The organism is Aliidiomarina halalkaliphila, assembly GCF_007096385.1.
Lineage (GTDB): Bacteria > Pseudomonadota > Gammaproteobacteria > Enterobacterales > Alteromonadaceae > Aliidiomarina > Aliidiomarina halalkaliphila.
On sequence record NZ_VJWL01000005.1, the window covers coordinates 45,124 to 71,439 of the forward strand.

Here is a 26,316-nt window from a genome sequence, read left to right on the forward strand (position 1 = left end):
GAAATGTTCAGACCAAAAACGCAAGCCCGAAAATACGCTTCACGTGCAGTCTGTTGATGTAACCGCAGTTGTTTACCCCGCAGGCGCATATTGCCAAGACGTGGCAGCGCGCCCTTGCCGGAAGCACAAGCGCAACCATTCAGACAAATGCTGACTTAATTGTAATTTTTCATCTTTTTGATGGGCTACTGCATGTAAACTTTTCGGATGCAGCGCTGTTAAACGATCTTGGCCTTGGCAATCAATGATTTCTGCCATGCGCGCATCATGATAGAGCCGCACTAAAAAGCGTGCTTGTAGATAATCGGCAACATCAGGCGCAATCTGCGTGACTTGCAAATCTGTGGTGTATCGAGATTCCGAGGTGCAACGCAATTCAAACTGAAGCACGTCACCTATTTGAATGGTACGCGCCGGATTCCCACGAGGCAGAAGTCGTGCCAACGCAGAATAGTTGCGTTCAGCAAGACTATGTAAATCCTTTAAGTTCGGCACATAACGTTTATTCATTTAATTCTTGGTATCCCCATTCACGACGGAAACGATTCAAGTGCAAGCTCAACCATTGTAGGCCAATCACGGTTGCAGCGTTATCCACTTTACCATTTTCAAGCAGTGACATCACCTCAGCCCGCGCTGTCGGTTGCACCCGAATATCTTCATGTTCCTCGGCTAAGCCCCCAAATGCGGAAGCCTCGTTACTATCTACTTGGGCCAAATAAATATAAATCCGTTCCGTCATCCCTCCAGGACTTGATAAATAACTGAGTGCAAAATGCAGGGATTGCGCGTTCAAGCCTGCTTCTTCTTGTAATTCACGATGGGCGACGTCTTCTTTTGTTTCCCCTGGATCCACCATACCGGCAACCAATTCGATCAACCAAGGGGTCGTGCTCGTAGCAATGGCGCCGACCCGAAATTGCTCTAACATCACGATACAATCCCGTGCTGGATCATAAGGAATAACCACCACCGCGTGGCCCCGATCCATAACTTCCCGTTGCATCACCTCGCTCCACCCACCATTAAACAATCGGTGGCGCAGCGAATATCGGCTCACTTTGAAAAAACCGTTATAAATTGGCTCTTTCGATTGGATGTCGACATCTTCTTGGGTAAAGGTCGGCACAGAGCACTCCTCTTAATTTGTAAATTTCACACATTCTGCACAATGTTCCTGCACCATAGGCAACATAGCAAGCAAAACGCAAACCCTTGCATGATATACGCGCGACTTAAATCGCAAGATTTACGCGAGTCAGCGCCTTTGCGTTTGCGATTTTCAATAATCTGTTACACTTTTTGCCGTAATTACTTGACCAACGGGCTTACTTTGCCGGGCAACACAGGCTAGAATAGCTCCAGTTTTTTGCTGCAAAATTTTTCGCTGTACCTTTTTGCAAAAAGGAAATAAGTACCCATGAAGATCAAAATCTTGTCTGTCGCGCTGACAATGGGGCTGGGACTTGCTGCGTTCCAGGCAAATGCGACAAATCTTGCTGACGTCTATCGGTTAGCACTGGAAAACGATCCGCGCTTGTTACGAGCGGCGGCGGAGCGTGATGCGGCCAAATCAGGTGTCGATATTTCTCGTGCCGATTGGTATCCGCAGGTTAGCTTGGATGTCGGCTATACCGATTCTCGGGCAGACACTGTGCAACCTCAGGAAGATGGCTTCTTTATTGCCACCACCAACACGCAAACGTTCAGCCAAACAGTGCGCTTAAGCCAGGCCGTATTTAACCTCGCTACATGGCGCGGTACCGGCATTACTGAAAAGCAAGCCTATCAAGCAGAAGTTAACTACTTACTAACGCGCCAGCAATTATTGCTGCGCGTTACCGATGCCTACTTCGCTGTGCTGCAAGCCCAAGATAACTTGGAGTTTGTGCAAGCCGAAAAACGCGCCATTGAGCGTCAGCTTGAGCAAACCAAGCATCGTTTTTCTGTCGGTCTCACGGCAATTACCGATGTGCATGAAGCCCAAGCACAATTTGATAACGTGGTTGCGCGGGAAATCCAAGCGCAAAACGCGGTTGAAATTTCCCTAGAAGGTCTTCGGGAAATTACCGGGCGCCAGCACTACGATATTCATCGTTTGAATACCGAACGCTTTGAGCCGGTTCGTCCGGATCCTGAAGGCGTTGACCGTTGGATTCGTTTAGCCCACGACCGTAACTTGCAACTTCTCATTAGCCGTACCGGTTTAGAAATTGCAGATCAACGCATCGAGCTCGCTCGCGCAGGGCACTACCCACGGATTAACTTGGTTGCCAGCTATCAAAACCGCGATCAAGATACCTCTACTATGGGTAACTCACGCAATTTGAGCGGCCTGAATACCCGTAATGTTGGCTTAGAGCTATCATTGCCGCTGTATACCGGTGGCCGCACTATCGCCTCCACTGAGCAAGCGCGTAATGACTACATAGCGGTTAGCCAAACACTGGAAGAAAACCGCCGTTCTGTTGAGCGTGCTGTGCGCAGCGCCTACTTTGATGTAGTCGCCAGCATTTCCAGTATCCGGGCGTTCGAACAAGCTGTGGTATCGGCGGAAAGTGCCTTGAATGCCACCCAAGTGGGTTTCGAAGTAGGTACCCGTACTATCGTTGACGTGCTCGATAGCACTCGCAACCTGTTTAATGCTCGCCGTAACTTATCTGAGGCTCGGTACACGTACGTAAACCGTATCCTCGCCCTCTATCAAGCGGCTGGCATTATCTCTGAAGCAGATATGCTATCCATCAACGATGGTTTAAGGGCTCCAGAGTAATAACAACCCGTTTGCACACCAACTAACAAAGCCGACCTCAGGTCGGCTTTGTTTTTCTTTTCCTGTGACTTCGATACAATCGCTGTAGAATTACATTAAGGATCCTGCTTACGTGGCTACCCAGTCTTCTATTAAATCGGTCGAGTTACCGCGTTTTCGTCTCTATTTTTTGCACCCTCAATTTTGGCCGACTTGGTTATTGGTAGGCTTTCTCTATGGGCTTTCCTGGTTGCCGTTTCGGCTTCAGTTAGCGCTTGGCAGAGGTTTAGGCTGGTTATTTTATAAAATCATGCCCAAACGCGTGGCCGTCGCTCGACGAAATCTTGAACTGTGTTTTCCCGATATGCCGATTCCTGAACGCGAGATTTTGCTGCGCGAAAATTTCGCCAACACGGGGATTGCCTTATTTGAAACAGGCATGGCGTGGTGGTGGCCAGATTGGCGCATGCGCCGCAAGCTTCAGGTTGAAGGTTGGGAGCACATTGAACGCTGCGCAGCCGAAGGAAAAGGTGTATTTCTGCTGTTGTTCCATTTTCTCTGCCTAGAAGTTCATGCGCGTGCATTCGGTTTGGTGAAACCATCCGTAGGCTTATATCGCCCGCACAATAATGCCGTCATGGAGTACTTGCAAACCCGTGGGCGCAGTCGCAGCAATAAGTTTATGATTCAACGCAAAGACGTGCGTAGCATGCTTGCTTCTCTGGATGCCGGTGAAGTAGCAGGCTACCTACCCGATCAAGACTATGGCCGTCACCGTTCCGTGTTCGTGCCCTTGTTTAATGTGCCTGACGCCTGCACCACTACCGGGACCACTATTTTCGCCGCGGGAGCCCATTGTGAAACCTTAATTAGCACCTGCGAACGGCTCCCAGGCAGTCAAGGATACCGACTCACGATCTATCCACCGGAACACCCAATACCTAGCGGTGATGAAACCACTGACGCCATTCATGTGAACCGTGAAGTTGAACGTGCCATCCGCACTATGCCCAATATGTATATGTGGGTGCACCGCCGATTTAAAACGCGTCCGACTGACGAATTAAAGAGTTACTATCCAAAGAAACAACGGCGTAAAGACAGTTAATCTTCCGACTGTGGCCATTCGTTAAATAACGTATACCAGGCCTCGCTCACATGTTGGACCGGTTCTGTAAAGGCGTGCTCGCTTAACCCACCTTGTTCAGCCAGAGCGAGGCGGTGAGTTTCATAGCGATAAGCTTGATAAGCGGCGATCAATTGATTCGCTTGCTGTGCCGGTAATAATTTGTGGGTGCTGGCAATCTCAAGAATGCGGATATTATCAGTCCAAACACAAAGATCGGGAATTTCGGCACTCCAGCGCAACACCAGATACTGAGTAATAAATTCAATATCTGCCATACCGCCCGGCATTTGTTTTACATCATTGCGTTCTGGCTTCTTCTGCCAAAGATGCTGACGCATCTTCCATCGCATATTCAAAACATCTTCCTGCAAAGATTCAGGATCACGTTTCAGCTTTAGCACATTGCGCCTTATCGCATTGAATTTCTCCAACAGCACAACAGCTCCAAACACGAAGCGAGCGCGCACTAACGCCTGTATCTCCCAAGTCCATGCATCGGTCATCAGATATTCTTTATAAGTGCTCACGCGCACAACAAGAAGGCCTGATTGACCAGAGGGGCGCAGGCGCATATCCACCTCGTACAACACACCACCCATGGTACGTGTGGTACACAAATGCAAAATACGTTGAGCTAAACGCAAATAAAACTGCTGCACGTCGATGGGCCGCTCGCCATCGGTTTGCCCACTGATATCGTCGTCACACAGGAATACTAAATCTAAATCCGAACCATAGCCCAGTTCATAGCCACCAAGCTTGCCGTAGGCGATAACGGCAAAGCCAGTGTCCGACTCATCGCGCCCAGGTGGTGTACCATGTTTTTCCGCCAACTGGCGCCAGGCCATCAGCACCACTTGTTCAATTATGGCTTCCGCTAGATAGGTGAGATGATCACTCACTCGCATCAAATGCACCCCCTCATTCAAATCCGCGGCGGCCACTTTCAGCTGAAAAATTTGTTTTACATGGCGCAGGGTATCCATCTGCGCTTCCACATCGTTTTGTGGCAGGCGCATCATGTACTCCGATACCTGGCTGCGGTAACTCGTGACATCGGGGAGTTGATACAGTTGCACAGGATCGATTAACTCATCCAACAGCCACGGGAATTTCGCAAGAAGGTGAGCAATCCACGGACTCGAACCGCAGAGAAATACTAATTGGCTGCGCGCTTCTTCGTTTTCGGCCAGCAATTCTAAGTAAGTCGTGCGCGACATAATTTGTGTGAGCACGTCGAAGGTTCGATTCAGAACCACCGCCGGTTCTTTCTGGGCCAAGGCAGTTTCAATGGTAACGGGAATCAGCTGGGCAAGCAGCTCACGGCCGCGCGGCCCGGAAGGGCGTTTTTTTGTGACCTGCCGAAATGCTTGAATATGCTCCCAACATTGAGCTGCATCTTCAGCTCCGCCCTCGGTGAGCACATCAATCGCTGTCGTATCATCTAATAGATCCTGCCAAAGCACTGAATACTCGCTATCTTCTGCGCTCAACATATCTTCTTCACCGCCTATCGCATCGAGGAAGTGGCGGTGAATCCCTTGCATGACTTGATGCAAGTGATCGTGAAAATCGCTCCACCCCTGCTCTGTGGCCGGATAGCCCGCCGCAACTAATACGCGATATCGATTCACCTGATCTTCAGGCAATGTTTGCGTTTGCTGATCGTCGATTTCTTGCAAGATATGTTCAACTTTACGCAAATACGCATAACCCTCGAGCAATTCGTGCACGCCATGGGCATCGATAAGTCGATGTTGCTCACAAATACTTAAAGCAGCAACCAGCGAACGCGTTTGCAACTCTGGCTCTCGCCCGCCACGAATCAACTGAAATACTTGGGCAATAAACTCCACTTCACGAATGCCGCCTAAGCCGAGTTTAATATTCTGAGACACCCCTTTGCGCCGGGCTTCCTGATTTATCATCAGTTTCATCTTACGCAGCGCATCAATGGCGCTGTAATCGAGGTAGCGGCGATAAACGAAAGGACGCAGTACATCCTGTACTTCTGCTCGCAATGTCTCATTAGCACCTAGTACACGCGCCTTCACCATGGCATAGCGTTCCCACATGCGCCCTTGTTCATGGTAATAATCCATTAAAGCAGCAAGACTCGACACCATGGGGCCCGATTGACCAAATGGGCGCAAACGAAGATCGATCCGAAATGGCTGTCCATCCGCAGTGTTCTCACCCAGTAACCGCATAAATTGCTGAGCGAGTTTGCCGTAATACAGCTCAAAATCGACTTGTTGCCGACCTCCACTGGTTTCACCGCGCTCCGGAAAGCAGAAGATCAAATCAATATCAGAGGAAAAGTTAAGCTCTTCACCGCCGAGCTTACCCATGGCCAGTGCAATAAGTGGCTGCTCAACGTCATCTTTTAGGGCGCGTCCATAGCGCTCTGAAATCTGCAACCGAGCCAATTCTAAGCCACGCTCAATCAGCATATCGGCAATGGCGCTGGTTTCTCGCAGCATACTATCTAAGGGCAACCAGCCTAATAAGTCACGCCCGGCGATACGCGCCATTTCTACATGGCGAAAGCGTCGAATTGCTGCAAGCAATTCACGCTCCGGCACATCAGGCAACACCTGTTCATCAAGAAGTTCTTGGGTAGCCGGTAACGGGCTGAATAGCCGCTCAACCAGTGCCTGACCATAGCGCTCCAGGATACGCGCAAAAAAAGGACTCACCATCGCAAGCCAACGTACCTGTTCCTTTGCCTCATCATCTAAAGCCGTGACCGCCTCAATAGCGGCAAGCCGTTCCCAATTTGCTTGCTGTTCCTGCTCGAGACGTTCTGGCAACCGCCAGTGCTTCGGGCCAAGCGATGGATTTGGAAGAGTGAGCATTGGGGTTAACTCTTGGCTTTATCGCGTAATGCAAAGCCGCGCTGAGCTTTACTTAAGGTGCCCGGCGTGAGGGCCACATGCGGTTCTAAATCCGACACCAAGCGTTCAATCTCACTCACGTCGCCGTCGATTAGCTCCAGCTCTAGCTCACACACCGGCTCTTCACGTTCACCGGCAATAATACGGCCCTGATCAAGAGCAACCTCAATCAGCGTGCCTTCAGCGTCACATAACCAACGCTCCCGCAAGAAGGCCACTTGGAACATCGGCACCAACTGGGCGGTGATCGCGACGGGATCGAGATGATCACCAAATATATCCTCAGGGAACTTTGTTAAATCTGGCACGTCGGAATCACAAGGTTGGTTGTACTCAGGTCGCTGGCTCATCGCTCCCTGCTGTACACCCGCCAATTTAATTGTTTGTTCGCACTGGTCATTCCAGCGCCGAATGCGTAATCCAATTCGCTCCTCGCTGAGTACCTCATCGGGAGTATCAAAGTAAGTGTTATCGAGCTGAAGCGGATCAAGCGGCTTCGCGCGCGCATCCAAATACTGCCGGAGGGCATCTATTTCTTTATTATCAATCAAAAACTTAAGTTCAATTTCTTGGTCATTCGTCACGATAACGCACCTTGGTCTGATTGATTCCATTGAGTCCTATTCTGCGGCTCGAACCCAACCACGGTCAACCACCGATCTGCCGCTCGTCATCGCAGGAATTGCTAAACTCATCGGGCAAGTCAAAAAATCGTATCGACAAGGCTTTACCCAGCGCAAAATAAACATACAATGGCGGCCATGTTCCCGTGCGGATCTGTGGTACCGATTCAGGTCGGTTTTTGCTTACAGGAGACGTAATGTTTAAAGCCAGTCAAGTGTTGACTCAACACAACCAGCCCCAGCAGCTTAAAGCACTGCGACAGGCAATCACCGACAATTACTCGGTGGATGAAAATGCTTATTTGGAAGAGTTGATTGCTCTGGTGCAAGCCGATGATGACACCGTGCAATCGCTTACCCAAGCTGCGCATGATCTGGTGCACGATGTGCGCGAAGAAACTCAAGGCGGCGATGGCGTTGATGCGTTTCTACAGCAATACAGCTTGGATACCGAGGAAGGTATCATTTTGATGTGCCTAGCCGAAGCATTGCTACGAATTCCTGATAGCTTTACTGCAGATGCGCTGATTCAAGACAAGTTAGGCAAAGGTGCCTGGAACGATTACGTGAAAAAAAGCGAATCGATTCTTGTGAACACCGGAACCTGGGGTCTGAATCTCGCAGCGAAAGTCGTCAATCCTCATGGTCGCAGCAAAGATGAACCGGTAAACCGCTTTCGCCGCTTGGTGAAGCGCTTAGGTGAACCTGTTGTACGCACCGCCACCTATCAAGCCATGAAGCTGATGGGCAAACAGTTTGTATTGGGTCGTACCATCGAAGAGGCGCTAAAGAATAGCCGCAAGAACCGTGAGATTGGCTACACCCACAGCTACGATATGCTCGGCGAAGCGGCTCTGACCAGTAAAGATGCAGCCCGTTACAAGCAAGCCTATGTGAATTCAATTCAGCGTGTGGCCTCAGAGGATTTCAATAATCCTGACGTACCTCGGCCAACCATCTCCATTAAATTATCAGCCTTGCACCCGCGTTATGAGCAGGCCAATAAAGAACGGGTACTGACCGAACTCGCATCGACCCTTACCGATCTCATTAAATTGGCGAAAGATGCCAATGTGGGCGTGAGTATTGATGCGGAAGAAATGGACCGCTTAGAGCTGTCGCTCGATTTGTTTGAGAAAGTGTATCGCAGCGGCGTATGCAAGGGCTGGCCTTACTTTGGACTAGTGGTTCAGGCTTACTCTAAGCGTGCTTTACCTGTGTTGCTTTGGATTAATACTCTGGCCCAAGAGTGCGGCGATGAAATTCCTGTGCGCTTGGTAAAAGGTGCCTACTGGGATACAGAAATTAAGCATTGCCAGCAATTGGGACTTCCGGGATATCCTGTATTTACCCGCAAGGCAAGCACCGATGTGTCCTATATGGCATGTGCTCGTTACTTATTGAGCGATGCCACCAAAGGCAACATCTATCCACAATTTGCGACACACAATGCGCAAACTATTGTGACCATTCAGCACTTAGCGAGTGATCGCAAATATGAGTTCCAGCGCTTGCATGGCATGGGTAAAGATCTGTACGACGCATTCTTGGAGAAAAACCCAGGAAAAACCGTCCGCATCTATGCACCCGTTGGCGCGCACAAAGAACTTCTGCCCTATCTCGTGCGACGTTTGCTCGAGAACGGTGCAAACAGCTCATTCGTGCATAAGTTGCTCGATCCAAAAGTGCCAATTGAAGAGTTGGTTGAGCATCCGCTGATTAATCTGCGGAAAAAGCCATCATTGGCTAACGACAAAATTCCTCTCCCGTCGCAAATTTTCGGGCAACGCAAGAACTCACTGGGGTTAAACATGAATATCGAATCTCAAGGCGCTCCTTTCTTTGAGAAAGTTCGCAGCTATCAGAATAACCAATGGCAAGGCGGCCCAATCGTTAATGGCAAACTTGTAGAAACCGGACAACGAGTTGGCGTTACCTCACCGCAACAAAGCACCCATCAAATCGGTACCATTGGTTGGGCCGACGCGGAACTTGCTGAACTCGCCTTAGAGTCGGCAAACAAAGCCTATCCTCGTTGGACCAATACCGACGTAAACGTACGTGCTGATGCCTTAGAAAAATTGGCCGACTTGTTGGAAGAACACCTGCACGAGCTCATCGCGTTATGTACGCTTGAGGCCGGTAAAACATTACAAGACGGCATCGACGAAGTTCGCGAAGCCGTGGATTTCTGTCGCTACTACGCCATTCAAGCACGCACGCTTATGGGTAAAGGCGACAAACTGCCAGGACCTACCGGCGAAACCAATGAATTGTTTGTGCAAGGCCGCGGTACCTTTGTATGTATTAGCCCATGGAACTTCCCACTCGCGATTTTCCTCGGACAAATTACAGCGGCACTTGCTACCGGTAACTGCGTGATTGCAAAACCGGCGGAGCAAACGGGTTTAGTTGCCTATCGCGCCGTGCAACTCGCGCTGGAAGCAGGTATCCCGGGCGACGTATTGCAATTCTTGCCAGGTAAAGGCGCTGAAGTTGGTGCGTATCTTGTCAGCCAAGAAAACATTGCTGGGGTGTGTTTCACCGGCTCTACCAATACCGCCCAAGCCATTAACCGCGCACTAGCCGCTCGCACAGGGGCCTTGGTACCACTGATTGCTGAAACTGGCGGTCAGAATGCCATGCTGATCGATTCCACCGCGTTGCCTGAGCAAGCGGTCACCGACATCGTTGGCAGTGCCTTTAAGAGTGCTGGTCAACGCTGTTCTGCGTTACGTGTCTTGTATGTGCAAGACGACATCGCTGATCGCATTATCGACTTATTGAAAGGGGCAATGCAGGAGTTGTTGGTGGGTGACCCTATCGACCACAAAACCGATGTTGGCCCGGTGATCGACGGTATCGCGAAAACCAACCTTGAACAGCATATTATCGATATTCAGCATGTGGGCAAACTGATCTCCGAAGCGCCGATGCCCGAGTACACGCGCGGCGGCACCTTCGTGACCCCAACAGCCATTGAAATCGATACGATTAGTCAGCTTCATCGCGAGAACTTTGGTCCTATCTTGCATGTGATTCGCTTCCAGCGGGATCAACTAGACCAAGTCATCGAAGATATTAACAATACCGGATTTGGCTTAACCTTCGGTATTCATAGCCGTAATGAGACCTTCGCCTATGACGTCGCCAAACGGATTAATGTCGGTAACGTGTATATCAACCGGAACCAAGTGGGCGCAGTTGTTGGCGTACAACCATTTGGTGGCCGCGGATTGTCAGGGACCGGTCCAAAAGCCGGTGGCCCACACTATCTGTATGCCTTTATGACCGAGAAAACATTCAGTGACAACATCACAGCAGTGGGCGGAAACGCAACCCTGTTGTCGCTCGGTGACTAAGGGCTGCGTTTGAAACACGCACAAAAAACGGCCATCCATGATGGCCGTTTTTTTGTATCCTCAGAGCGCTATTACTTTGGTCCGGCGAGAAACCAAACAATAAAACCGATAATAGGCAATAAAACAACGAGCACAACCCACAGCGCTTTGTTACCAGTACTCACTCCGCTTTGCATGATGTTCACCAATGCCCAGATAATCAAAATGAGATGAATAATACCTAAAAGACCTGTACCCATTCTCTAGCTCCTGTATATGGCCACAACGCATACTTGAGCGTTGCTTAACGCGGATTACGCTTGGCTAACCCCATTAAACCTAGCAGAATTTGAAAGAAACACACGGTGACCGTGCTAAAATAGCTGAATTCAGGCATAACCTTTACATACAGATACACTAGGCCCATTCATGGCATCTTTATTTGATCGATATCAGAAAGAAAAACGACAGAAGAAAAACAAGGCGAAACAAGCACAAAGCCAGCGTCAACAACCGGCAATGACAACGCCCACTTCCCCTGGTTTACATATCGAGCGACTCAGCCATGAAGGTCGCGGTATCGCCCACGACGCGCAAGGAAAAACGGTATTTGTTGAAGGGGCCCTTCCGGGTGAGTCCGTGACTGCGCAAATTACCCAAAGTCGCAGCCGCTATAACGAAGCCCATGTTGTACAAATATTACAACATGCTCCTGATCGCGTAACACCTCGCTGCCAGCATGCCGAAGTGTGTGGTGGCTGTTCGTTGCAACACATGAGCCACAACGCGCAGGTTAGCCATAAACAACAAGTGATTCGTGAGCACTTTCACCATTTAGCCACGCATCAGCTAATCGATATGGCGGCCATTCAAGCGCCGGCACTGACAAGCGCAGCTTATGGTTATCGCCGCAAAGCACGTTTGAGTGTTACCAAAACCAAATCACAAGGGTTAGTCGTCGGTTTTCGCGCTCGTGCATCGAAACAGATTATCCCTATTCAAGAATGCCCTATTCTGACCGAAGCGCTGCAGCCGATGATACCGGCCTTACAAAACTTTGTTCCTCAGTTAGCGGGACATGCGCACATAGGACACATTGAACTCATCGCCGGAGATAAGAAAAACCATCTGGTGGTTCGCGTTATGCAACCTATGTCATTGGCAGACCAAAAGCATTGGCGAGCATTTTCAGAGCAACATCAGGTGCAGATTATTGTGGCATCGACCCCATATACCGAGGGGCCATTGCGCTACCAAGTGTTGCACCAAGATGCCATGGAACCATTGGCCTATAGCCTCGAGGTTGGTGAGCGTACACTCACACTGGAGTTCCAACCTGGCGATTTCGTTCAGGTCAATACTGAGGTAAACAAGCGCATGGTTGCCCAGGCCCTCGATTGGTTAAACTTGCAGCCAAATGAACGTGTATTGGAGCTGTTCTGCGGCTTTGGCAATTTTACCTTACCGATGGCTACGCAATGCGAAAGTGTACTAGGTGTGGAAGGCAGCTTGAGTCAAGTAGAGCAAGGCAGCAAAAATGCGCAACTGAACCAATTTGATAATCTCCGTTTCACATCAGCAGACCTGAATCAGCCACTCAATAAATTCAGTTGGGCTAAAAACTCGTTCGACGTGGTAGTACTCGATCCACCTCGCGCAGGTGCCGAGCATGTGTGCCAACAAATATCAATATTGGCGCCGGTGCGCATTCTTTATGTATCCTGTGACCCCGCAACCCTTGCCCGGGATGCGGAAATTCTCGTGGCCCAGGGCTATGTTCTCAAACAATGGGGAATGCTCGACATGTTCCCGCAAACAGGCCATATGGAAACTATGAGTCTTTTTGTGCGAGCCAACGATCAAGGTGATTAGCAAATTTTTGTCGGTCCGCCTGAGTTAACGGTGGCGGGCCACCCGTATGCACTCCACTGGCCCGCATTGTGTCCATAAAGTCGCGCATATTCAGGCGCTCCCCTATTGACTCGGTGGTATACAGCTCACCGCGAGGACTTAACGCCTGCGCACCTTTTTTGATCACATCAGCAGCAAGTGGGATGTCACTGGTAATCACCAAATCATTCACGCCACAGCGCTCTGCAATCGCGTCATCGGCCACGTCAAAGCCTGCTGCCACCTGCACAACATCTATAAACCGAGACGGTGGCACTTTTATCCGTTGATTAGCCACCAAGGTAAGTTTTGTTTGAGTTCGATTTGCAGCCCGATATAAGATATCTCGGATTACCACTGGGCATGCATCTGCATCAATCCAAATTTGCGCCACTTGAGTATAAGCCTTGAAGTAGTAGTTGAAAAATAAATAGAAATTTCGACCAGTTAAACTAAACTGGTTGGTACACAATGGTCCTGTCTTTGGAGCCCACTTGCAAGCGATTAACGATCAAAGCCGCTTAGCATTCTATCAGATGGTCGCGAAAGTTTCGGCGCGTTTTGTTGCGTCTAAAGTAGATGATATCGACAGCTCTATTAATCAGGCTTTGGCCGATATCGGCGCTTTTTTCCATGCCGACCGCAGTTACATATTTGAATTTAGCGAGCACCTAAAGTTTGCTGATAACACCTATGAATGGTGCGCTCCTGGGGTTTCTGCAGAAATAGACAACCTCAAAGACCTGCCAATGGATATGTATAAAGATTGGATTGGCGATTGGCAAGCAGGCCGCTCCATCCCAATTTCAGATGTACAAAGCCTAGACCCCAATAGCCCCGAGCGAGCTCTTTTAGAACCGCAAGGAATGCGTGCATTACTCATGGTGCCTCTACCGAGTGATGAAGGCTTGCAAGGCATCTTCGGCATCGACTTAATGCAGCACCCCTATGACTGGCAAGAAGAGCAAGTCACATTGCTGCAAGTGATTGGCGAGATCGTATCAAGCGCATTACAGCGCAAACGCGCCGACCAATCCTTTCGTTTACGCCAACTTATCTCACGCATTGCAGTCGAATTTATTAATCTGCCGACACAAAAAGTCGATGCCACTGTACGCAAGGCCCTTTCACAAATTCGAGCCTTCTTGGGGCTACGAGATATCAGCATTAAGCGACCTTTAGCGCAAACATTTCAAAATGAGCACCGCAATCTTTTTAAGCAGTTACAAAAACAACCCGTACTAACCACGTCCTTTCAGCTTGGCGTTCCACTCAAGAAAGATTTGCCTGCGTTAGGAGTGTTGCTGCGCCATGGTGACACCGAGCTTGGAGTTTTGCGTGCAGTGCATAACTCTCGGCGTATTTTCGAGCAAAATGAAATCATCGAATCCTTGCAGTTGATTACCGACCTCATTGCCGGCACATTGGTTCGCAAAGCAACAGAGCAAAAAGTAGAACACCTCGCCTATTTCGACGAATTGACCGACTTACCAAATCGCCGTTTGCTAACCAATCGACTCGAACATGCGCTCAGTGTTGCCAGCTCTCAAGCGCATACATGTGCGTTACTGTATCTCGATCTGGATCATTTTAAGCGCATTAACGACAGCTTAGGGCGGGATGCAGGCGATTTACTGCTGCAATATACAAGTAAACGATTACTCGCCGCTGTTGGTGAGGGCGACACTGTGGCCCGAGTCGGCGGCGACCAATTTGTTGTGCTTATGGAAAGCCCATTTGAAAGCGAGGAGCAGGCGGTATTGAAGGTGCAGGATTGCGGTGAACGGGTGCGCAGCGAACTAGCTCGACCGTTTCGGCTTGATGGTCACACCTTCCACGGTTCCGCAAGCGTAGGGATTGTCTATGGTAAACATCATGAAACTCCTGCTAGCCTGCTCAAACAGGCAGAACTTGCGATGTACCGGGCCAAAGCCCAAGGTCGCAATACCATTCAGTATTACGACCCTGCCATGCAGCAAGAAGCCGTCGAACGGGCACAACTTTATGCCGATTTGCGCACAGCCATAGCCGAGGAGCAATTTGAAGTGTATTACCAGGCACAAAGCGATGCCAGTGAACGCATTATTGGTGCCGAAGCCCTAGTTCGTTGGAATCACCCCACCCGAGGGTTGCTCGCTCCAGGGCGTTTTATTGAATTTGCAGAAGAAACGGGACTGATTGGCGGGATCGGGCGTTTGGTCTTGAAGTCAACCTGTCACTTATTGAAACACCTAGACGACGCGGGATACTCTATCCCTATCGCAGTGAACATCAGCGCAGAGCACATTCTACAACCGGAATTTTTACAAGATATTCATGACATCTTGCAGGCAACTGGGGCTAAACCGGAACGCCTGAAATTCGAGATCACCGAAAGTGCGATGATCCGTGATACCCATACGGTTGTTGAGCACATGCTCGAGTTACAAAAACTCGGAATACGCTTCTCACTCGATGATTTTGGAACCGGTTACTCGTCTCTTTCCTATTTAAAAGCATTGCCTATACACGAGATCAAACTCGATTTACGCTTTGTTCAAGATATGGTCATCAACAAAGACGATGCCGCCATTGCTGATCTTGTGTTTAATTTAGCAAAAGCAATGAAACTTGAGGTTATCGCAGAGGGCGTGGCTCAAGAAACGCAAAAAGATTTTCTCTTGAAGCTCGGCTGTAATCGTTTCCAAGGCTTTTTGTTTTGTCATCCGCTGCCGGTTGCTGAGTTTTGGCAGTTTCTCGAGTCAACACACGCCGAGTGATAATCCGCTCCTAGCGTCTGCGCTTGCGCCCCATCAGCCCCTGATCCGCACGTTGCAGGGCTTCTTCTAAAGTTTCTTCTGGCTCCACTTGTACCATGCCATAAGATGCTGAAATGGGCTCGTCCAAACCATCTACCGCGATATACTCAAAGGCTTGGCGAATACGCGCCATCACTTTGGCACCGCTTGCCTCCGTCAGTCCAGGCAAAAGAATAAGAAACTCGTCTCCACCAAAGCGCCCGCATAAATCCGAAGGGCGCAATTGACTCTTTAATACATCAGCCACGGCGATCAGGGCCTTGTCACCCACCGCATGACCGTAGGTATCATTGATTCGCTTAAAGTGGTCAATATCGAGCATTAACAAGGTAATAGGATATTGATAATGACTGGCCCGCTCTAGCTCATCGACAGCCAACTCGGTGAAATAACCGCGAGAACTAACGCCTGTTAAATAATCGTACTGGGCTTGCAACTGTAACTGCTGGTTCTGCGCCAGCAACACTGGAACGGCTAAGCCAAAGTATACACTTGCGGCAATCACGGTAACCGCAAATTGATACACCATGGCCGACTCACCTAAATCAAAGATATTTACGCCAATCGCAAGAGACAAGCTAAACACCCCTAAACTAATGGCGGTGCGTAACGCGTTTTCGGTGTAGGCAATCCACATTTGCGGGATAATCAGGAAAAATACGGCGAAGGCGACATCACGATGCTCAAACCACCAAGACAAAAGAATACAGGTGTAGAGCAGCGAAAGTAGTAGTGTCAGCTTAACCCCAAACTGGTAAATAGGCGTCGGTTCAGTGCTGATCCGCAACGTACGCACCCAACTAGATAAGTGCGGTTGTCGCCACAGCATTAACACCATAAACAATGGGGTGAGTACAAGCACCCCAGCCATATCGCCAATCCACCATGGAAGCCAAATCGTGTACACATCGAAAATGCTAACGGTGCCGGCAATCAAAAGTACTTGGGTGCCCAAGAAAGATGCCAATAACGACGTAAGCGCACCCAACGCAAGAAACGACATCACCATGACCGGTAAATCACGCACGACGCCAAAGCGCACAAATTGGCGCAACAAGGCGGCACCTAATCCATAGGAAAACGAAATAGCGAAGGTGAATAAGAGACCCACAAAGAGGGTCTCGGTGAGCGTTTGTCCCGCATCATAAATGATGTTCATCCAGAAGGTGGTGAGCAGCATAGCCGCCGCCAGCGGAATCAAGGCGCGGACACCGAAGATGAGAAATGCAGCAAGTGTCCAGCCTGCCGGAGGAAACCACAGACTCGCATGGGGGGCGTATTCCATCAGCGCAGAAACACGCCATAAGAAAACATAACCTAAGAACAGCAGCAGTCCGCGCACTAACGTTAATTCGCTAGATTGTTCAAAAACACGCGGTGTTTGATCATCCTGTTGAAGTTTTCCGCTTAATTCATCCATTGTTTTATCATTTTTATGGTACCTAGCGTTGATGTATTCAAAATACGTGAATCAGGTAAAGATGCAAAGGATAAGTTGCCCGATGCCGCGCAAAAAAAACCTCGGCGATAGCCGAGGTTTGATGTAGTTGATTGATACCTTTTGATTAAAACTCGTGATCAGCAAGATCAAACAAACTGTCGGAGCCGGATTCAATGGCTGCGATTAGGCCCGAAATGCGAGGCAATAACTTAGCAAAATAAAAACGTGCTGTTTTTTCTTTTGCCGTTGCGAATTCAGCGAGTTCCGGCTGGGTTTCTGCCACCCGAGCCATGCGCAACCACATATAGCCGTAAACCACGTAACCTAGCAAATGTAAGTACTCAACAGCAACGCTGTTGATAATGTTTTCATCACTTGGCACCTGCTCTAATACGCGTGTCGTTACCGCCTCTAGTTGATTCACTGCATCGTTTAATTGTTGGTACTGATGTGCCCAAGCGCCGGCATCTTCCGCAAGGAATGATTTCATTTCTTGCACCAGCGGCTTTAGTAACTCACCGCGCGATCCGGCGACTTTCCGACCTAACAGATCCAAGGCTTGGATGCCATTGGTACCTTCATAGATTTGCGCAATCCGGCAATCACGAACCCATTGTTCCTGACCCCATTCCCGCACATAACCGTGTCCACCAAGGATCTGCTGACCGGCAATCGTCGCCTCAAAACCGGTGTCGGTCATAAACGCCTTAGCCACGGGTGTAAGCAATTGCACTGAAGCTTCTGCTTTGGCTCGCTGTTCCGGCGTGGGCGCGTATTTAGCCCGATCTAACTGCTGCCCCACATACGTCGAGAATGCACGGCCTCCTTCAACGAATGCTTTCATGGTTAAAAGCATCCGGCGCACATCACCATGCACTAACAATGGATCCGCTTCCGCTTCACGCTGCTGGGTTGCTTTCGCACCACGGCCCTGACGACGATCTTTCGCATACGCAAGAGCAGTCACGTATGAGCGAGAGGCGGCGCCTAAGCCTTGAATGCCCACACCTAAACGCTCGTAGTTCATCATGGTAAACATTGCTGCCAAGCCACGGTTCGGTTCACCAACGAGCCATCCTTTCGCACCATCGAAGTTCATCACACAGGTCGCCGACGCGTGGATACCCATTTTATGTTCGACCGAACCTGCCACAACCGGGTTGCGCTCACCCAAGCTGCCATCTTCGTTTACCAAAAACTTCGGAACTAAAAACAGAGAAATCCCTTTGGTTCCCGGAGGTGCATCAGGTAATTTGGCCAGCACTAAGTGCACAATGTTGTCAGCTAAATCGTGTTCACCGCTGGTAATAAATATCTTGGTACCAGAAATTGCGAAGCTGCCATCGGCGGCAGGAATCGCTTTGCTGCGGATAATGCCTAAGTCGGTACCACAGTGAGGTTCAGTTAAGCACATCGTGCCAGTCCATTCTCCTGCAGCTAGGCGTGGCAGATACATGTCTTTCAGTGCATCACTGCCATGCGAGTCGAGGGTCATAATCGCACCCGCAGTAAGCCCCGAATACAAACTAAAGGAAATATCAGCAGCACACATCATTTCTTCGTATTGCGCTGAGAGCGTTTTCGGCAGCCCCATACCACCATACTCAGGATTTGCGGTCACCCCTACCCAACCGCCTTGAGCGAGCTGGCGGAATTGTTCTTTATAGCCATCAGGTGTCGTCACGGTGCCATCTTTAAAGGTAATCCCTTGCTCATCGGCAGCACGCGCATTCGGAGCAATCAAGGTTTCCGTGAGTTTGGCGGCTTCGTCGAGAATCGCTCGCGCCGTATCAGGGTCCATCATTTCTGCCAACTGTGGCATGGTTTCCCAGTCTTGGCCGACTTTAAATACATCATGCAACAGGAAATTCATATCCTGCAGCGCCGCGCGATAATCAGTCATGTGCTACTCCCATATTCATCAATAACGGACTTTATAGGCCCTGGTGAACATTTTCAAACAGGTGTTTAATTTAGGAGCATCATCGCAAAGCTTCGAGATTGACGCAAGTATTTCGGCGGGTTAGAAATTCAAATCTTCGAGGGCATCAAGGCGGAATAGAATATCCCGATAACCAAAGACCGTATGAGATGGTTCAATTGCAATGACTCGCAATTCACCCATGCGCTCACCTTCACGGAGCATGCGATCATTCAAACGAATCCAACGATCTCGAGTGCGTCCACTATACATATGGGAGTCATAATTAAAGCGCGGTAATTGTTGCCGTTCATCACGCGATAAATCGCGAGCAAAAGGTAAACTCATGGTTACCGCGGCTTGATTCTCATTGCGCAATACATCATCGATACCAATTTCGGCTACTGCACTATCAAATAAATTGCGAATATGCGAAGAGACCTCCTCGGAAGCCACGTCTGGGTTCGGGGGCGTCGTTTGAGTGTCAGCGCTCGCGGTTGTAACCCGCTCACCACTCGTATTCCCAGAGCTTACTGGCTTAGTTCTGCGCTCCAACGGAATAGAAATCTCTGCCATAAGCGTCGTGCGATCATCATCCGCCACGAGACCTTGCGGAATCTGCACGTTCTGTGGACGTTGTAGCGAGGGTCTATTAGTAAAATAACCTGAGCTCAAATAAGCTAATTCAATATCCGTTAGCTCATCATCACTAAATTCAGATAAGCGCGAGTTCACCAAACGTCCAAGGCTTGCTCGCAGCCACTCAAGCTGTTGTGCCAGCGAAGCAGATCGCAATGAATAGGGAAGATACTCCTGCACCCCTTCCCGTACCCAACCTTCAAAATTTGATTCCGTTGGCAATTGCCAGAATACAATCGCTTCGCCACTCCAGTTTCGTTGCAATTCGTTTTCACTAAGTGAGCGCACGCCATAGCGATCCGCTACTCGATAACGGTGCTGTCCTTGCTCTGTCGTTTCAATGCCATTGAGCATGAGCCAAAGTTCGGGAACACGGGATTCTAATACCGCCGGTAAATCCAGGCGCACTAGCTGTTCTGCGGTAAAATGACCGCGCACACAGGCTAAGTTTAACGCCGGAATTTCGGCACAGGCGTCTATACCGGAAATGTAATTTTGAACCTGCCAACGATCCCCAAGTATTCGCAACATATGGGCTGGTGATAAACCTGTTAGCACTACCTCTCGCGAGGCACTTTCACGTTGCTGCTCTTGTTGAACTCGTTGTTCTGATAAGCGTGCGGTTTCAGCCTCTTCGGTCTGATCCAAGCGCCACCAGAGGGCTGCGGCTGCAATAACCGCAACAACACTCACACTGGTAAACACTGTCGCCCAAGGCACCCGCCCACGTGACTCTTGGTGACGTTGCACCGAAAAACTGAGCGATTCTGCTGCTTCCGCCACGATTGCCTTGCTCACTTTTCGGGTTTCTTGGCGGGCGGCTAATTGTAGCGCGCGATCCGCTACTAAATTAATTAAACGAGGCGTGCCTTGGCTAAATCGAAAGATCTGCTTGAGTGCCGCCGCTTCAAATATATCAAAATCACCACCTACGCATTGTAGGCGATGCTGAATATAGGCTTGTGTCTCTTTCTCCGTTAGTGGGAGCAAGTGATAGCGCGCAACAATGCGCTGGGCAACCTGACGTAATTCGCGGCGTTGCAACAATGTTTGCAGCTCTGGCTGCCCAATAAGAACAACGCTCAATAGCTTGCGTGAATTGGTTTCTAAGTTGGTTAGTAAGCGTAATTGCTCAAGTACGGAAGGCAACAAGTGCTGTGCTTCGTCGATCAACACAACCGGCTGTCTGCCTTGGGCACTGGCTTCCTGTAGGAAGCGACTCAGGTGGTCGGTTAAGCGTTTGAGGGAGGCTTTCTCATGCCGACCTGGAATGGCAAATTGGTCACAAATTGTAGCTAATAACTCGCGCTCGCTCAGCATTGGGTTAAGCACAAATGCAACATCCACATGCTCTTGTAACTCAGCCAACACGGCCCGCGACAAGGTTGTTTTTCCGGTACCCACTTCGCCGGTGAGCAACAAGAAACCACCACTCCCACTTAATCCTTGACGCAAGTGCTCAAGTCCCTCTTGATGACGGGGCCCTAAATACAAAAAATCGGGATCGGGCGCGATAGAAAAAGGCGTTTGCTCGAAACCAAAATAATCGTGGTACATGGATGTGCTCAATTCAACCGAATAGAAATCAAAGTAGCAGGCCTTATGAATCCTTGCAATGCGCGCACGCATTCGTGATTATCTGTACCTTGAATTCATTAAAAGTTTCATCAGGAAAAAAATAGTATTCTTGATGCAGGATTTTATAACGCATGCACCGAGCAAAGGACAATCATGAACGACGATCCTAAATTAAAAGGACTGCAAGTGTACCTCGTGGGCGGTGCCGTTCGGGATGCGTTGCTTGAGCTACCCGTGCATGAACGTGATTATGTTGTGGTGGGCGCAAGCCCAGAGGAACTAACCGCTCGTGGATTCGAGGCGGTAGGCCGTGACTTTCCGGTATTCTTGCATCCCCACAGCAAAGAGGAATACGCTCTCGCGCGCACGGAACGCAAGTCAGGCCCCGGGTACACAGGATTTATCTGCGAATTTAGTCCCGATGTGACTCTCGAAGATGATCTCCTCCGACGGGACTTGACCATCAATGCAATCGCTCAAGACCCAGATGGGACGTTAATCGATCCGCATCACGGCGTCGCCGATATTAAAAACCGGGTATTACGTCATGTCTCCCCTGCTTTTAGTGAAGATCCTCTTCGAGTGCTGCGGATTGCGCGCTTCGCTGCTCGCTTTCATGGCTTAGGCTTTACCATAGCCGCTGACACAAAACGTCTGATGACCACCATGAGTCGCGTCGGTGAGTTGCAACACCTCACACCGGAACGAGTGTGGATGGAAACCTATAAGGCACTTACAACGGATTTTCCTGCGGTATATTTTGATGTACTACAACAAGTTGGGGCATTATCGGCCATCGTCCACAAATCCGTTGAAAGTGTGCCCATGCGCACACTCGAACGGACACACAAAATCAAAGAGAGCGATATCGTTCGTTATGCTCTGGCCCACTATGATCTAAATCTTTCTGTCCTTACGGCGGATAAATGCTCGATCGATTTATCGCACTGGTGCCGAGTACCCAACCTGCACCATAAAATCGCTGACTCGGTTATCCATATCAGTCGAAAACTGCAATCAGGCACATTAGGCGCTGCCAATATTTTGGCATTTCTGCATTTCTGTGATGCCTTTCGCCGCCCGGAGCGGCTAGAACTCACCCTAAAAGCACTTACTTATATTGCGCAAGAGAACGGCTGGAGTCAGCGCGACGACGTGATGTTACTGGCACGCGCCTTGTCTATTACCGCAGAAGTCGATGTACAGAGCGTGATTGCTGATGGTCATCAGCATGGAGCGATTAGTGAAGAACTCGACCGTCGACGCTTGGCTAAACTAAAACAACACCTAGGGTCTTAATTCTCCATGGCCTCTGTCACCATCGATAGATGCTGATTTTGGTGATGTTCTTGCTCTTGGAAGGTCTTCCATAAACGTTGAAAAGACGTGTTCGACCCTGGATGACACACGTGCGGTGCCAATTCAGCAAGCGGCTTGAGTACAAATGCACTTGTAAGAATTTCCGGACGGGGCAATTGCGGTTCGCGACCCGGCACTTCGTTTTGAACACAGTTCCCATACATCAAAATATCGATGTCTAACGTGCGAGAACTAAACTTTTCCGCATCCCTCGCTCGCCCATAACGGGATTCAATCGTGCGAATTTTTTCCTGAACTTCCGCTAAGGAAAGAGGCGTTGCGGTCATCGCGACTAAGTTATAGAACGGCGGACCTTCAAAACCTAAGGCTTCACTTTCATACACGCTGGAAATTCGCAAAGGCGCATGGGGGAAGCTCTCCGCCAATTCGGAAATGCCCGCCTGAATATGTTTTTTGCGTTCAAGGTTACTACCAATGCCAAAATAGACATGTTGGAGATCTGCAAGAAAAGCCATACGCTAGTTCGCTCCTTCCGTATAACGGGTAATTTGAACAGCCACGGAGCGAGCCGCTTTAACAGCCGTAGGTTTAGCGACCTTTAGTTGCACCGCCGCGACTTTAAACTCATGAAGAATACGATCCGCGAGCACTTCTGCCACTTCTTCAATTAAGCCATAAGGCTTTTCTTGAATCCAATCCTGTATCGCACGACTCAAACGATCGTAATCGAGGGCGTCATCAATCGACCCCGAGGCAGCAGGAATGCGGTTATCCCAAACAACCGCCACATCCACGACTAACGGCTGCTGGATGTCTTGTTCCCAATCGAAAATGCCAATCACAGCTGGCACTTCAAGGCCCTCTACAAGCACTAGATCGCCGGAAAACGGGGTCTGATTAAACACACTTTTGCTCTCAGTCTTCATCTGAATCGCTGTACCTCTGCGCGCATTCTGCGCCATGGTTATAAATTGTTACAGTTTTGTCGAAATAATCGACGACTCAGCCTTACAGGTCGGATAGCATTTATTGAGGAAACACCGTATCCTTGGGAAAACTAACGCACTGCAGCAGGCATCTTAACGTGCTGGCTACAGCGCAACAAGAGCAACGCTACAAGGAATTGCCGTACCGCTGATGTCTGCCCTAGCCATCCTCATGATCGTCTTTGCCTACTTGTTAGGCTCAATTAGCAGCGCAATAATCATGTGCAAGCTGTTCGGACTTGACGATCCCCGTTTTCGCGGTTCAGGTAACCCTGGGGCCACTAACGTGTATCGACTCGGCGGCCCCATTCCTGCGGGGATGACACTCCTATTCGATGTACTCAAAGGGATGATTCCGGTATGGGCCGCGTATTTACTTGGCCTCCCCCCCATCATTTTAGGCTTAGTAGCCGTTTCCGCCTGCCTTGGCCATATTTATCCGTTATTCTTTAAATTCCAAGGTGGCAAAGCGGTAGCAACCGCGTTGGGGGCTATGTTCCCAGTTGCCACAGAAATGGCGCTACTACTGATTGTGACTTGGGTGATCGTGTTCTGGATCAGTCGCGTTTCGTCATTGGCAGCATTGATTACGGTTTCACTGGCACCTCTATTCGCATGGCTCATTAAGCCCCAGTACACCATTCCAGCCATTATGCTTGCGGCGCTTATTATTTGGCGCCACCGTACCAACATTAAACGCTTGTGGCATGGCACAGAAGTAGGCTTGCGCAACGCCAAGCCGAACCGCAAAACCCCGCCTAAAAAATAATTAAATTGCCGGTAACTCAACCAAAGGCCAACGAGGACGAACCTGCACGCTTAAGCCCTCGGTACTACCTGCCGCCAAGCGCTGTGCTCCCGCAAGGGCAATCATAGCCCCATTATCGGTACAAAACTCAGGGCGCGGATAAAACACCTCGCCACCTAAACTTGCCATGGTCGCTTCGAGCGCTTCGCGTAAACGCAAGTTAGCACTTACGCCCCCGGCCATAACCAAACGCTTTAAGCCAGTCTGTTCAAGAGCTCTGCGGCATTTGATAATTAACGTATCCACCACCGCATCCTCAAAAGCACGTGCAATATCTGCGTGGGTTTGCGGATCGTCACCGTGCTTTGCGATGGCTTGTGCAGCAGCTGTTTTTAAGCCGCTAAAAGAAAAGTTAAGCCCTGGCTTATCAGTCATCGGACGCGGGAATTGAAAACGGTCTGGACGCCCAGATATAGCTAGTTTGGCTAAACGTGGGCCACCAGGATAATCCAACCCCAATAGTTTGGCGGTTTTATCAAACGCTTCGCCTGCCGCATCATCCACCGACTCTCCCAATAGTTCGTAGTGACCAATACCATCGACACGGACCAATTGGGTATGACCACCGGACACAAGCAACGCCACAAACGGAAACTCTGGGCGACGATCTTCTAACATGGGTGCCAGCAAATGCCCTTCCATATGATGAACGCCAATTGCAGGCACATTCCATCCAAACGCTAAACTACGACCGATGGTAGCCCCAACCAACAGGGCACCAATTAAGCCCGGACCTGCGGTATAGGCCACGCCATCAATGTCAGAAGCGGTCAGGCCCGCATTAGCTAGGGTTTGTTCAATCAGTGGGAGTGTTTTACGTACGTGATCGCGGGATGCTAGCTCTGGCACAACGCCGCCATAGTCCGCATGCAGCTTCACTTGGCTATATAAAGTATTCGCCAGTAAGCCCTTTTCGGTATCGTAAATCGCAATACCGGTTTCATCACAACTGGTTTCAATTCCTAAAACGCGCATGTTGTCTCCACACCTTCAACATCAACTTCCGGGGGTGTAGAAGGCTTACCATCATCCACCGCTCGTGCTACTCGGGTGTAGTTTACCAGAGCTTGCCGAGGGCATGAAGACTTCACTACCCTCGACCATCGGCAACTAACTGCTAATTTGCCCTAGTTTCGCACGCACTTGCTCATCGGATATTTCGCCAGCATCGCGCAATCGGTTCAGTGCTTGCTCCATAGTTTGCATCCCCAAAGCGCCACCGGTTTGAATGGCGGAATACATCTGCGCCACTTTATCTTCCCGAATCAAATTCTTAATCGCATGGGTGGCCAGCATAATTTCATGGGCAGCCACGCGCCCACCGCCTTCTTTTTTCAGCAACAATTGGGCGACAACCGCTCGTAGTGATTCCGATAGCATAGAGCGCACCATTGCCTTCTCGTCACCGGGGAACACATCGATAATGCGATCGATCGCTTTCGGAGCCGAGGTAGTATGCAAGGTTGCAAATACTAAGTGACCGGTTTCCGCCGCTGTCAGCGCTAGGCGAATTGTTTCCAAGTCACGTAACTCACCGACCAAAATCACATCAGGATCTTCACGTAGAGCTACACGCAAGGCATTTTTAAAACTTAACGTATCCCGATGCACTTCGCGCTGATTGATCAACGCACGTTTATTCTTATGCACAAACTCGATGGGATCTTCGACCGTCAGCACATGATGGGGGAAGGTATCGTTGATATAATCAACCATCGCCGCCAAAGTGGTCGATTTACCTGAGCCAGTGGGTCCCGTGACCAACACCAGCCCGCGCGGGTATTCGGCGATTCGCTTCAATATTGGAGGAGCGTTTAAGGCATCCAAACTCAGCACTGAATCTGGGATGGTGCGAAACGCTGCGGCGGGTCCGTTCTGTTGCACATACACATTGGCTCGAAACCGCGCTAACCCTTCCACGTGAAACGAAAAATCCACTTCAAGATTTTTCTCAAACTCAGATTTTTGCCGATCATTCATCACCGAGTAGACCATTTTCTCTACATGATGAGATGACAACACCTCTGTGTTAACCTTATGCAAGTCGCCATCAATACGAACGACCGCTGGAGAACCAGAGGAAAGATGCATGTCTGATGCATTGCGCTTTACAGCGTACGAGAGCAGTTCGTTGATATCCATAATTACGAGTCTTGGTTCTTTTTAGTATGATGCCCACATTCCAGAGCAGGA

Annotated in this window: 20 protein-coding genes; 7 read left to right on the top strand and 13 right to left on the bottom strand. The window is 49.7% G+C overall.

The window, feature by feature from the left end; all coding sequences use genetic code 11:
- Positions 1-72: 72 nt before the first annotated feature.
- Positions 73-510 carry a DUF1249 domain-containing protein gene (locus tag FM042_RS11370; RefSeq protein ID WP_143236567.1) on the bottom strand — a complete coding sequence of 146 codons (438 nt, stop codon included), beginning with the start codon at positions 508-510 and terminating at the stop codon, positions 73-75.
- Entirely contained in the window at positions 503-1,129 is a 627-nt protein-coding gene (gene nudF, locus FM042_RS11375; protein WP_143236568.1) for an ADP-ribose diphosphatase, read from the bottom strand. The genes FM042_RS11370 and nudF overlap by 8 nt, the downstream gene beginning before the upstream one ends.
- A 291-nt stretch (positions 1,130-1,420) precedes the next feature.
- On the opposite strand from nudF, the gene tolC reads away from it, so the two are divergent.
- Positions 1,421-2,773, top strand: a complete 1,353-nt coding sequence (tolC, locus tag FM042_RS11380; protein WP_143236569.1) for an outer membrane channel protein TolC — start codon at positions 1,421-1,423, stop codon at positions 2,771-2,773.
- Positions 2,774-2,885: 112 nt separating this feature from the next.
- A complete protein-coding gene (gene lpxL, locus FM042_RS11385; protein WP_185960785.1) occupies positions 2,886-3,860 on the top strand; it encodes an LpxL/LpxP family Kdo(2)-lipid IV(A) lauroyl/palmitoleoyl acyltransferase in 975 nt (324 codons plus the stop codon).
- Here the strand turns inward: lpxL and glnE are convergent.
- Both glnE and FM042_RS11395 read right to left on the bottom strand, forming a co-directional pair.
- Positions 3,857-6,739 carry a bifunctional [glutamate--ammonia ligase]-adenylyl-L-tyrosine phosphorylase/[glutamate--ammonia-ligase] adenylyltransferase gene (glnE, locus tag FM042_RS11390; protein WP_143236570.1) on the bottom strand — a complete coding sequence of 961 codons (2,883 nt, stop codon included), beginning with the start codon at positions 6,737-6,739 and terminating at the stop codon, positions 3,857-3,859. The two genes, lpxL and glnE, sit on opposite strands and share 4 nt — an antisense overlap.
- Positions 6,740-6,744: 5 nt before the next feature.
- Entirely contained in the window at positions 6,745-7,362 is a 618-nt protein-coding gene (locus tag FM042_RS11395; RefSeq protein WP_185960786.1) for a CYTH domain-containing protein, read from the bottom strand.
- Between the two features lie 236 nt (positions 7,363-7,598).
- On the opposite strand from FM042_RS11395, the gene putA reads away from it, so the two are divergent.
- Entirely contained in the window at positions 7,599-10,763 is a 3,165-nt protein-coding gene (gene putA, locus FM042_RS11400) for a bifunctional proline dehydrogenase/L-glutamate gamma-semialdehyde dehydrogenase PutA (RefSeq protein WP_143236572.1), read from the top strand.
- 71 nt (positions 10,764-10,834) lie between these two features.
- On the opposite strand, the gene FM042_RS11405 is transcribed toward putA, so the two are convergent.
- Positions 10,835-11,002 (bottom strand): PLDc N-terminal domain-containing protein, encoded by a 168-nt coding sequence (locus tag FM042_RS11405; protein WP_143236573.1) that lies wholly within the window; start codon positions 11,000-11,002, stop codon positions 10,835-10,837.
- A 169-nt stretch (positions 11,003-11,171) separates the two neighbouring features.
- Between FM042_RS11405 and rlmD the strand changes: the two genes are divergently transcribed.
- A complete protein-coding gene (rlmD, locus tag FM042_RS11410; protein ID WP_143236574.1) occupies positions 11,172-12,614 on the top strand; it encodes a 23S rRNA (uracil(1939)-C(5))-methyltransferase RlmD in 1,443 nt (480 codons plus the stop codon).
- Here the strand turns inward: rlmD and FM042_RS11415 are convergent.
- Positions 12,574-13,026 carry a YaiI/YqxD family protein gene (locus FM042_RS11415; protein WP_143236575.1) on the bottom strand — a complete coding sequence of 151 codons (453 nt, stop codon included), beginning with the start codon at positions 13,024-13,026 and terminating at the stop codon, positions 12,574-12,576. The genes rlmD and FM042_RS11415 overlap by 41 nt on opposite strands.
- Positions 13,027-13,126: 100 nt before the next feature.
- Between FM042_RS11415 and FM042_RS11420 the strand changes: the two genes are divergently transcribed.
- Positions 13,127-15,391, top strand: coding sequence for a bifunctional diguanylate cyclase/phosphodiesterase (locus tag FM042_RS11420; protein WP_143236576.1), 2,265 nt, complete (start codon positions 13,127-13,129; stop codon positions 15,389-15,391).
- Positions 15,392-15,401: 10 nt separating this feature from the next.
- Here the strand turns inward: FM042_RS11420 and FM042_RS11425 are convergent, their stop codons facing one another.
- The 3 genes from FM042_RS11425 to FM042_RS11435 form a co-directional block, all read right to left on the bottom strand.
- Positions 15,402-16,850, bottom strand: a complete 1,449-nt coding sequence (locus FM042_RS11425) for a GGDEF domain-containing protein (protein ID WP_143236577.1) — start codon at positions 16,848-16,850, stop codon at positions 15,402-15,404.
- 145 nt (positions 16,851-16,995) lie between these two features.
- Complete coding sequence (locus FM042_RS11430) at positions 16,996-18,774, bottom strand: acyl-CoA dehydrogenase C-terminal domain-containing protein (RefSeq protein ID WP_143236578.1); 1,779 nt, start codon at positions 18,772-18,774, stop codon at positions 16,996-16,998.
- Positions 18,775-18,894: 120 nt separating this feature from the next.
- Positions 18,895-21,060: an AAA family ATPase gene (locus tag FM042_RS11435; protein ID WP_143236579.1), complete on the bottom strand. Its 2,166-nt coding sequence runs from the start codon at positions 21,058-21,060 to the stop codon at positions 18,895-18,897.
- Between the two features lie 129 nt (positions 21,061-21,189).
- Between FM042_RS11435 and FM042_RS11440 the strand changes: the two genes are divergently transcribed.
- Entirely contained in the window at positions 21,190-22,308 is a 1,119-nt protein-coding gene (locus FM042_RS11440; RefSeq protein WP_143236629.1) for a multifunctional CCA tRNA nucleotidyl transferase/2'3'-cyclic phosphodiesterase/2'nucleotidase/phosphatase, read from the top strand.
- On the opposite strand, the gene folK is transcribed toward FM042_RS11440, so the two are convergent.
- On the bottom strand, positions 22,305-22,844 hold the full coding sequence (gene folK / locus FM042_RS11445) for a 2-amino-4-hydroxy-6-hydroxymethyldihydropteridine diphosphokinase (RefSeq protein ID WP_143236580.1): 540 nt from the start codon (positions 22,842-22,844) through the stop codon (positions 22,305-22,307). The two genes, FM042_RS11440 and folK, sit on opposite strands and share 4 nt — an antisense overlap.
- A 3-nt stretch (positions 22,845-22,847) precedes the next feature.
- On the bottom strand, positions 22,848-23,255 hold the full coding sequence (gene folB, locus FM042_RS11450; RefSeq protein ID WP_143236581.1) for a dihydroneopterin aldolase: 408 nt from the start codon (positions 23,253-23,255) through the stop codon (positions 22,848-22,850).
- A 211-nt stretch (positions 23,256-23,466) separates the two neighbouring features.
- Between folB and plsY the strand changes: the two genes are divergently transcribed.
- Positions 23,467-24,084 (top strand): glycerol-3-phosphate 1-O-acyltransferase PlsY, encoded by a 618-nt coding sequence (gene plsY / locus FM042_RS11455; protein WP_143236582.1) that lies wholly within the window; start codon positions 23,467-23,469, stop codon positions 24,082-24,084.
- On the opposite strand, the gene tsaD is transcribed toward plsY, so the two are convergent.
- The gene (tsaD, locus tag FM042_RS11460; RefSeq protein ID WP_143236583.1) at positions 24,085-25,098 is read right to left on the bottom strand and encodes a tRNA (adenosine(37)-N6)-threonylcarbamoyltransferase complex transferase subunit TsaD; all 1,014 of its coding nucleotides are present in this window, start codon (positions 25,096-25,098) and stop codon (positions 24,085-24,087) included.
- A 135-nt stretch (positions 25,099-25,233) separates the two neighbouring features.
- On the bottom strand, positions 25,234-26,265 hold the full coding sequence (locus FM042_RS11465; RefSeq protein WP_143236584.1) for a type IV pilus twitching motility protein PilT: 1,032 nt from the start codon (positions 26,263-26,265) through the stop codon (positions 25,234-25,236).
- Positions 26,266-26,316: the final 51 nt, after the last annotated feature.

What these genes read in the sequence shown, in the direction of transcription:
- putA (WP_143236572.1), top strand. Translation starts at nt 7,599, where the DNA reads ATGTTTAAAGCCAGTCAAGTGTTGACTCAACACAACCAGCCCCAGCAG.
- tolC (WP_143236569.1), top strand. Translation starts at nt 1,421, where the DNA reads ATGAAGATCAAAATCTTGTCTGTCGCGCTGACAATGGGGCTGGGACTT.
- FM042_RS11370 (WP_143236567.1), bottom strand. Translation starts at nt 510, where the DNA reads ATGAATAAACGTTATGTGCCGAACTTAAAGGATTTACATAGTCTTGCT.
- FM042_RS11465 (WP_143236584.1), bottom strand. Translation starts at nt 26,265, where the DNA reads ATGGATATCAACGAACTGCTCTCGTACGCTGTAAAGCGCAATGCATCA.
- plsY (WP_143236582.1), top strand. Translation starts at nt 23,467, where the DNA reads ATGTCTGCCCTAGCCATCCTCATGATCGTCTTTGCCTACTTGTTAGGC.
- FM042_RS11430 (WP_143236578.1), bottom strand. Translation starts at nt 18,774, where the DNA reads ATGACTGATTATCGCGCGGCGCTGCAGGATATGAATTTCCTGTTGCAT.
- glnE (WP_143236570.1), bottom strand. Translation starts at nt 6,739, where the DNA reads ATGCTCACTCTTCCAAATCCATCGCTTGGCCCGAAGCACTGGCGGTTG.
- folB (WP_143236581.1), bottom strand. Translation starts at nt 23,255, where the DNA reads ATGAAGACTGAGAGCAAAAGTGTGTTTAATCAGACCCCGTTTTCCGGC.
- rlmD (WP_143236574.1), top strand. Translation starts at nt 11,172, where the DNA reads ATGGCATCTTTATTTGATCGATATCAGAAAGAAAAACGACAGAAGAAA.
- folK (WP_143236580.1), bottom strand. Translation starts at nt 22,844, where the DNA reads ATGGCTTTTCTTGCAGATCTCCAACATGTCTATTTTGGCATTGGTAGT.
- FM042_RS11425 (WP_143236577.1), bottom strand. Translation starts at nt 16,850, where the DNA reads ATGGATGAATTAAGCGGAAAACTTCAACAGGATGATCAAACACCGCGT.
- tsaD (WP_143236583.1), bottom strand. Translation starts at nt 25,098, where the DNA reads ATGCGCGTTTTAGGAATTGAAACCAGTTGTGATGAAACCGGTATTGCG.
- FM042_RS11435 (WP_143236579.1), bottom strand. Translation starts at nt 21,060, where the DNA reads ATGCGTGCGCGCATTGCAAGGATTCATAAGGCCTGCTACTTTGATTTC.
- FM042_RS11405 (WP_143236573.1), bottom strand. Translation starts at nt 11,002, where the DNA reads ATGGGTACAGGTCTTTTAGGTATTATTCATCTCATTTTGATTATCTGG.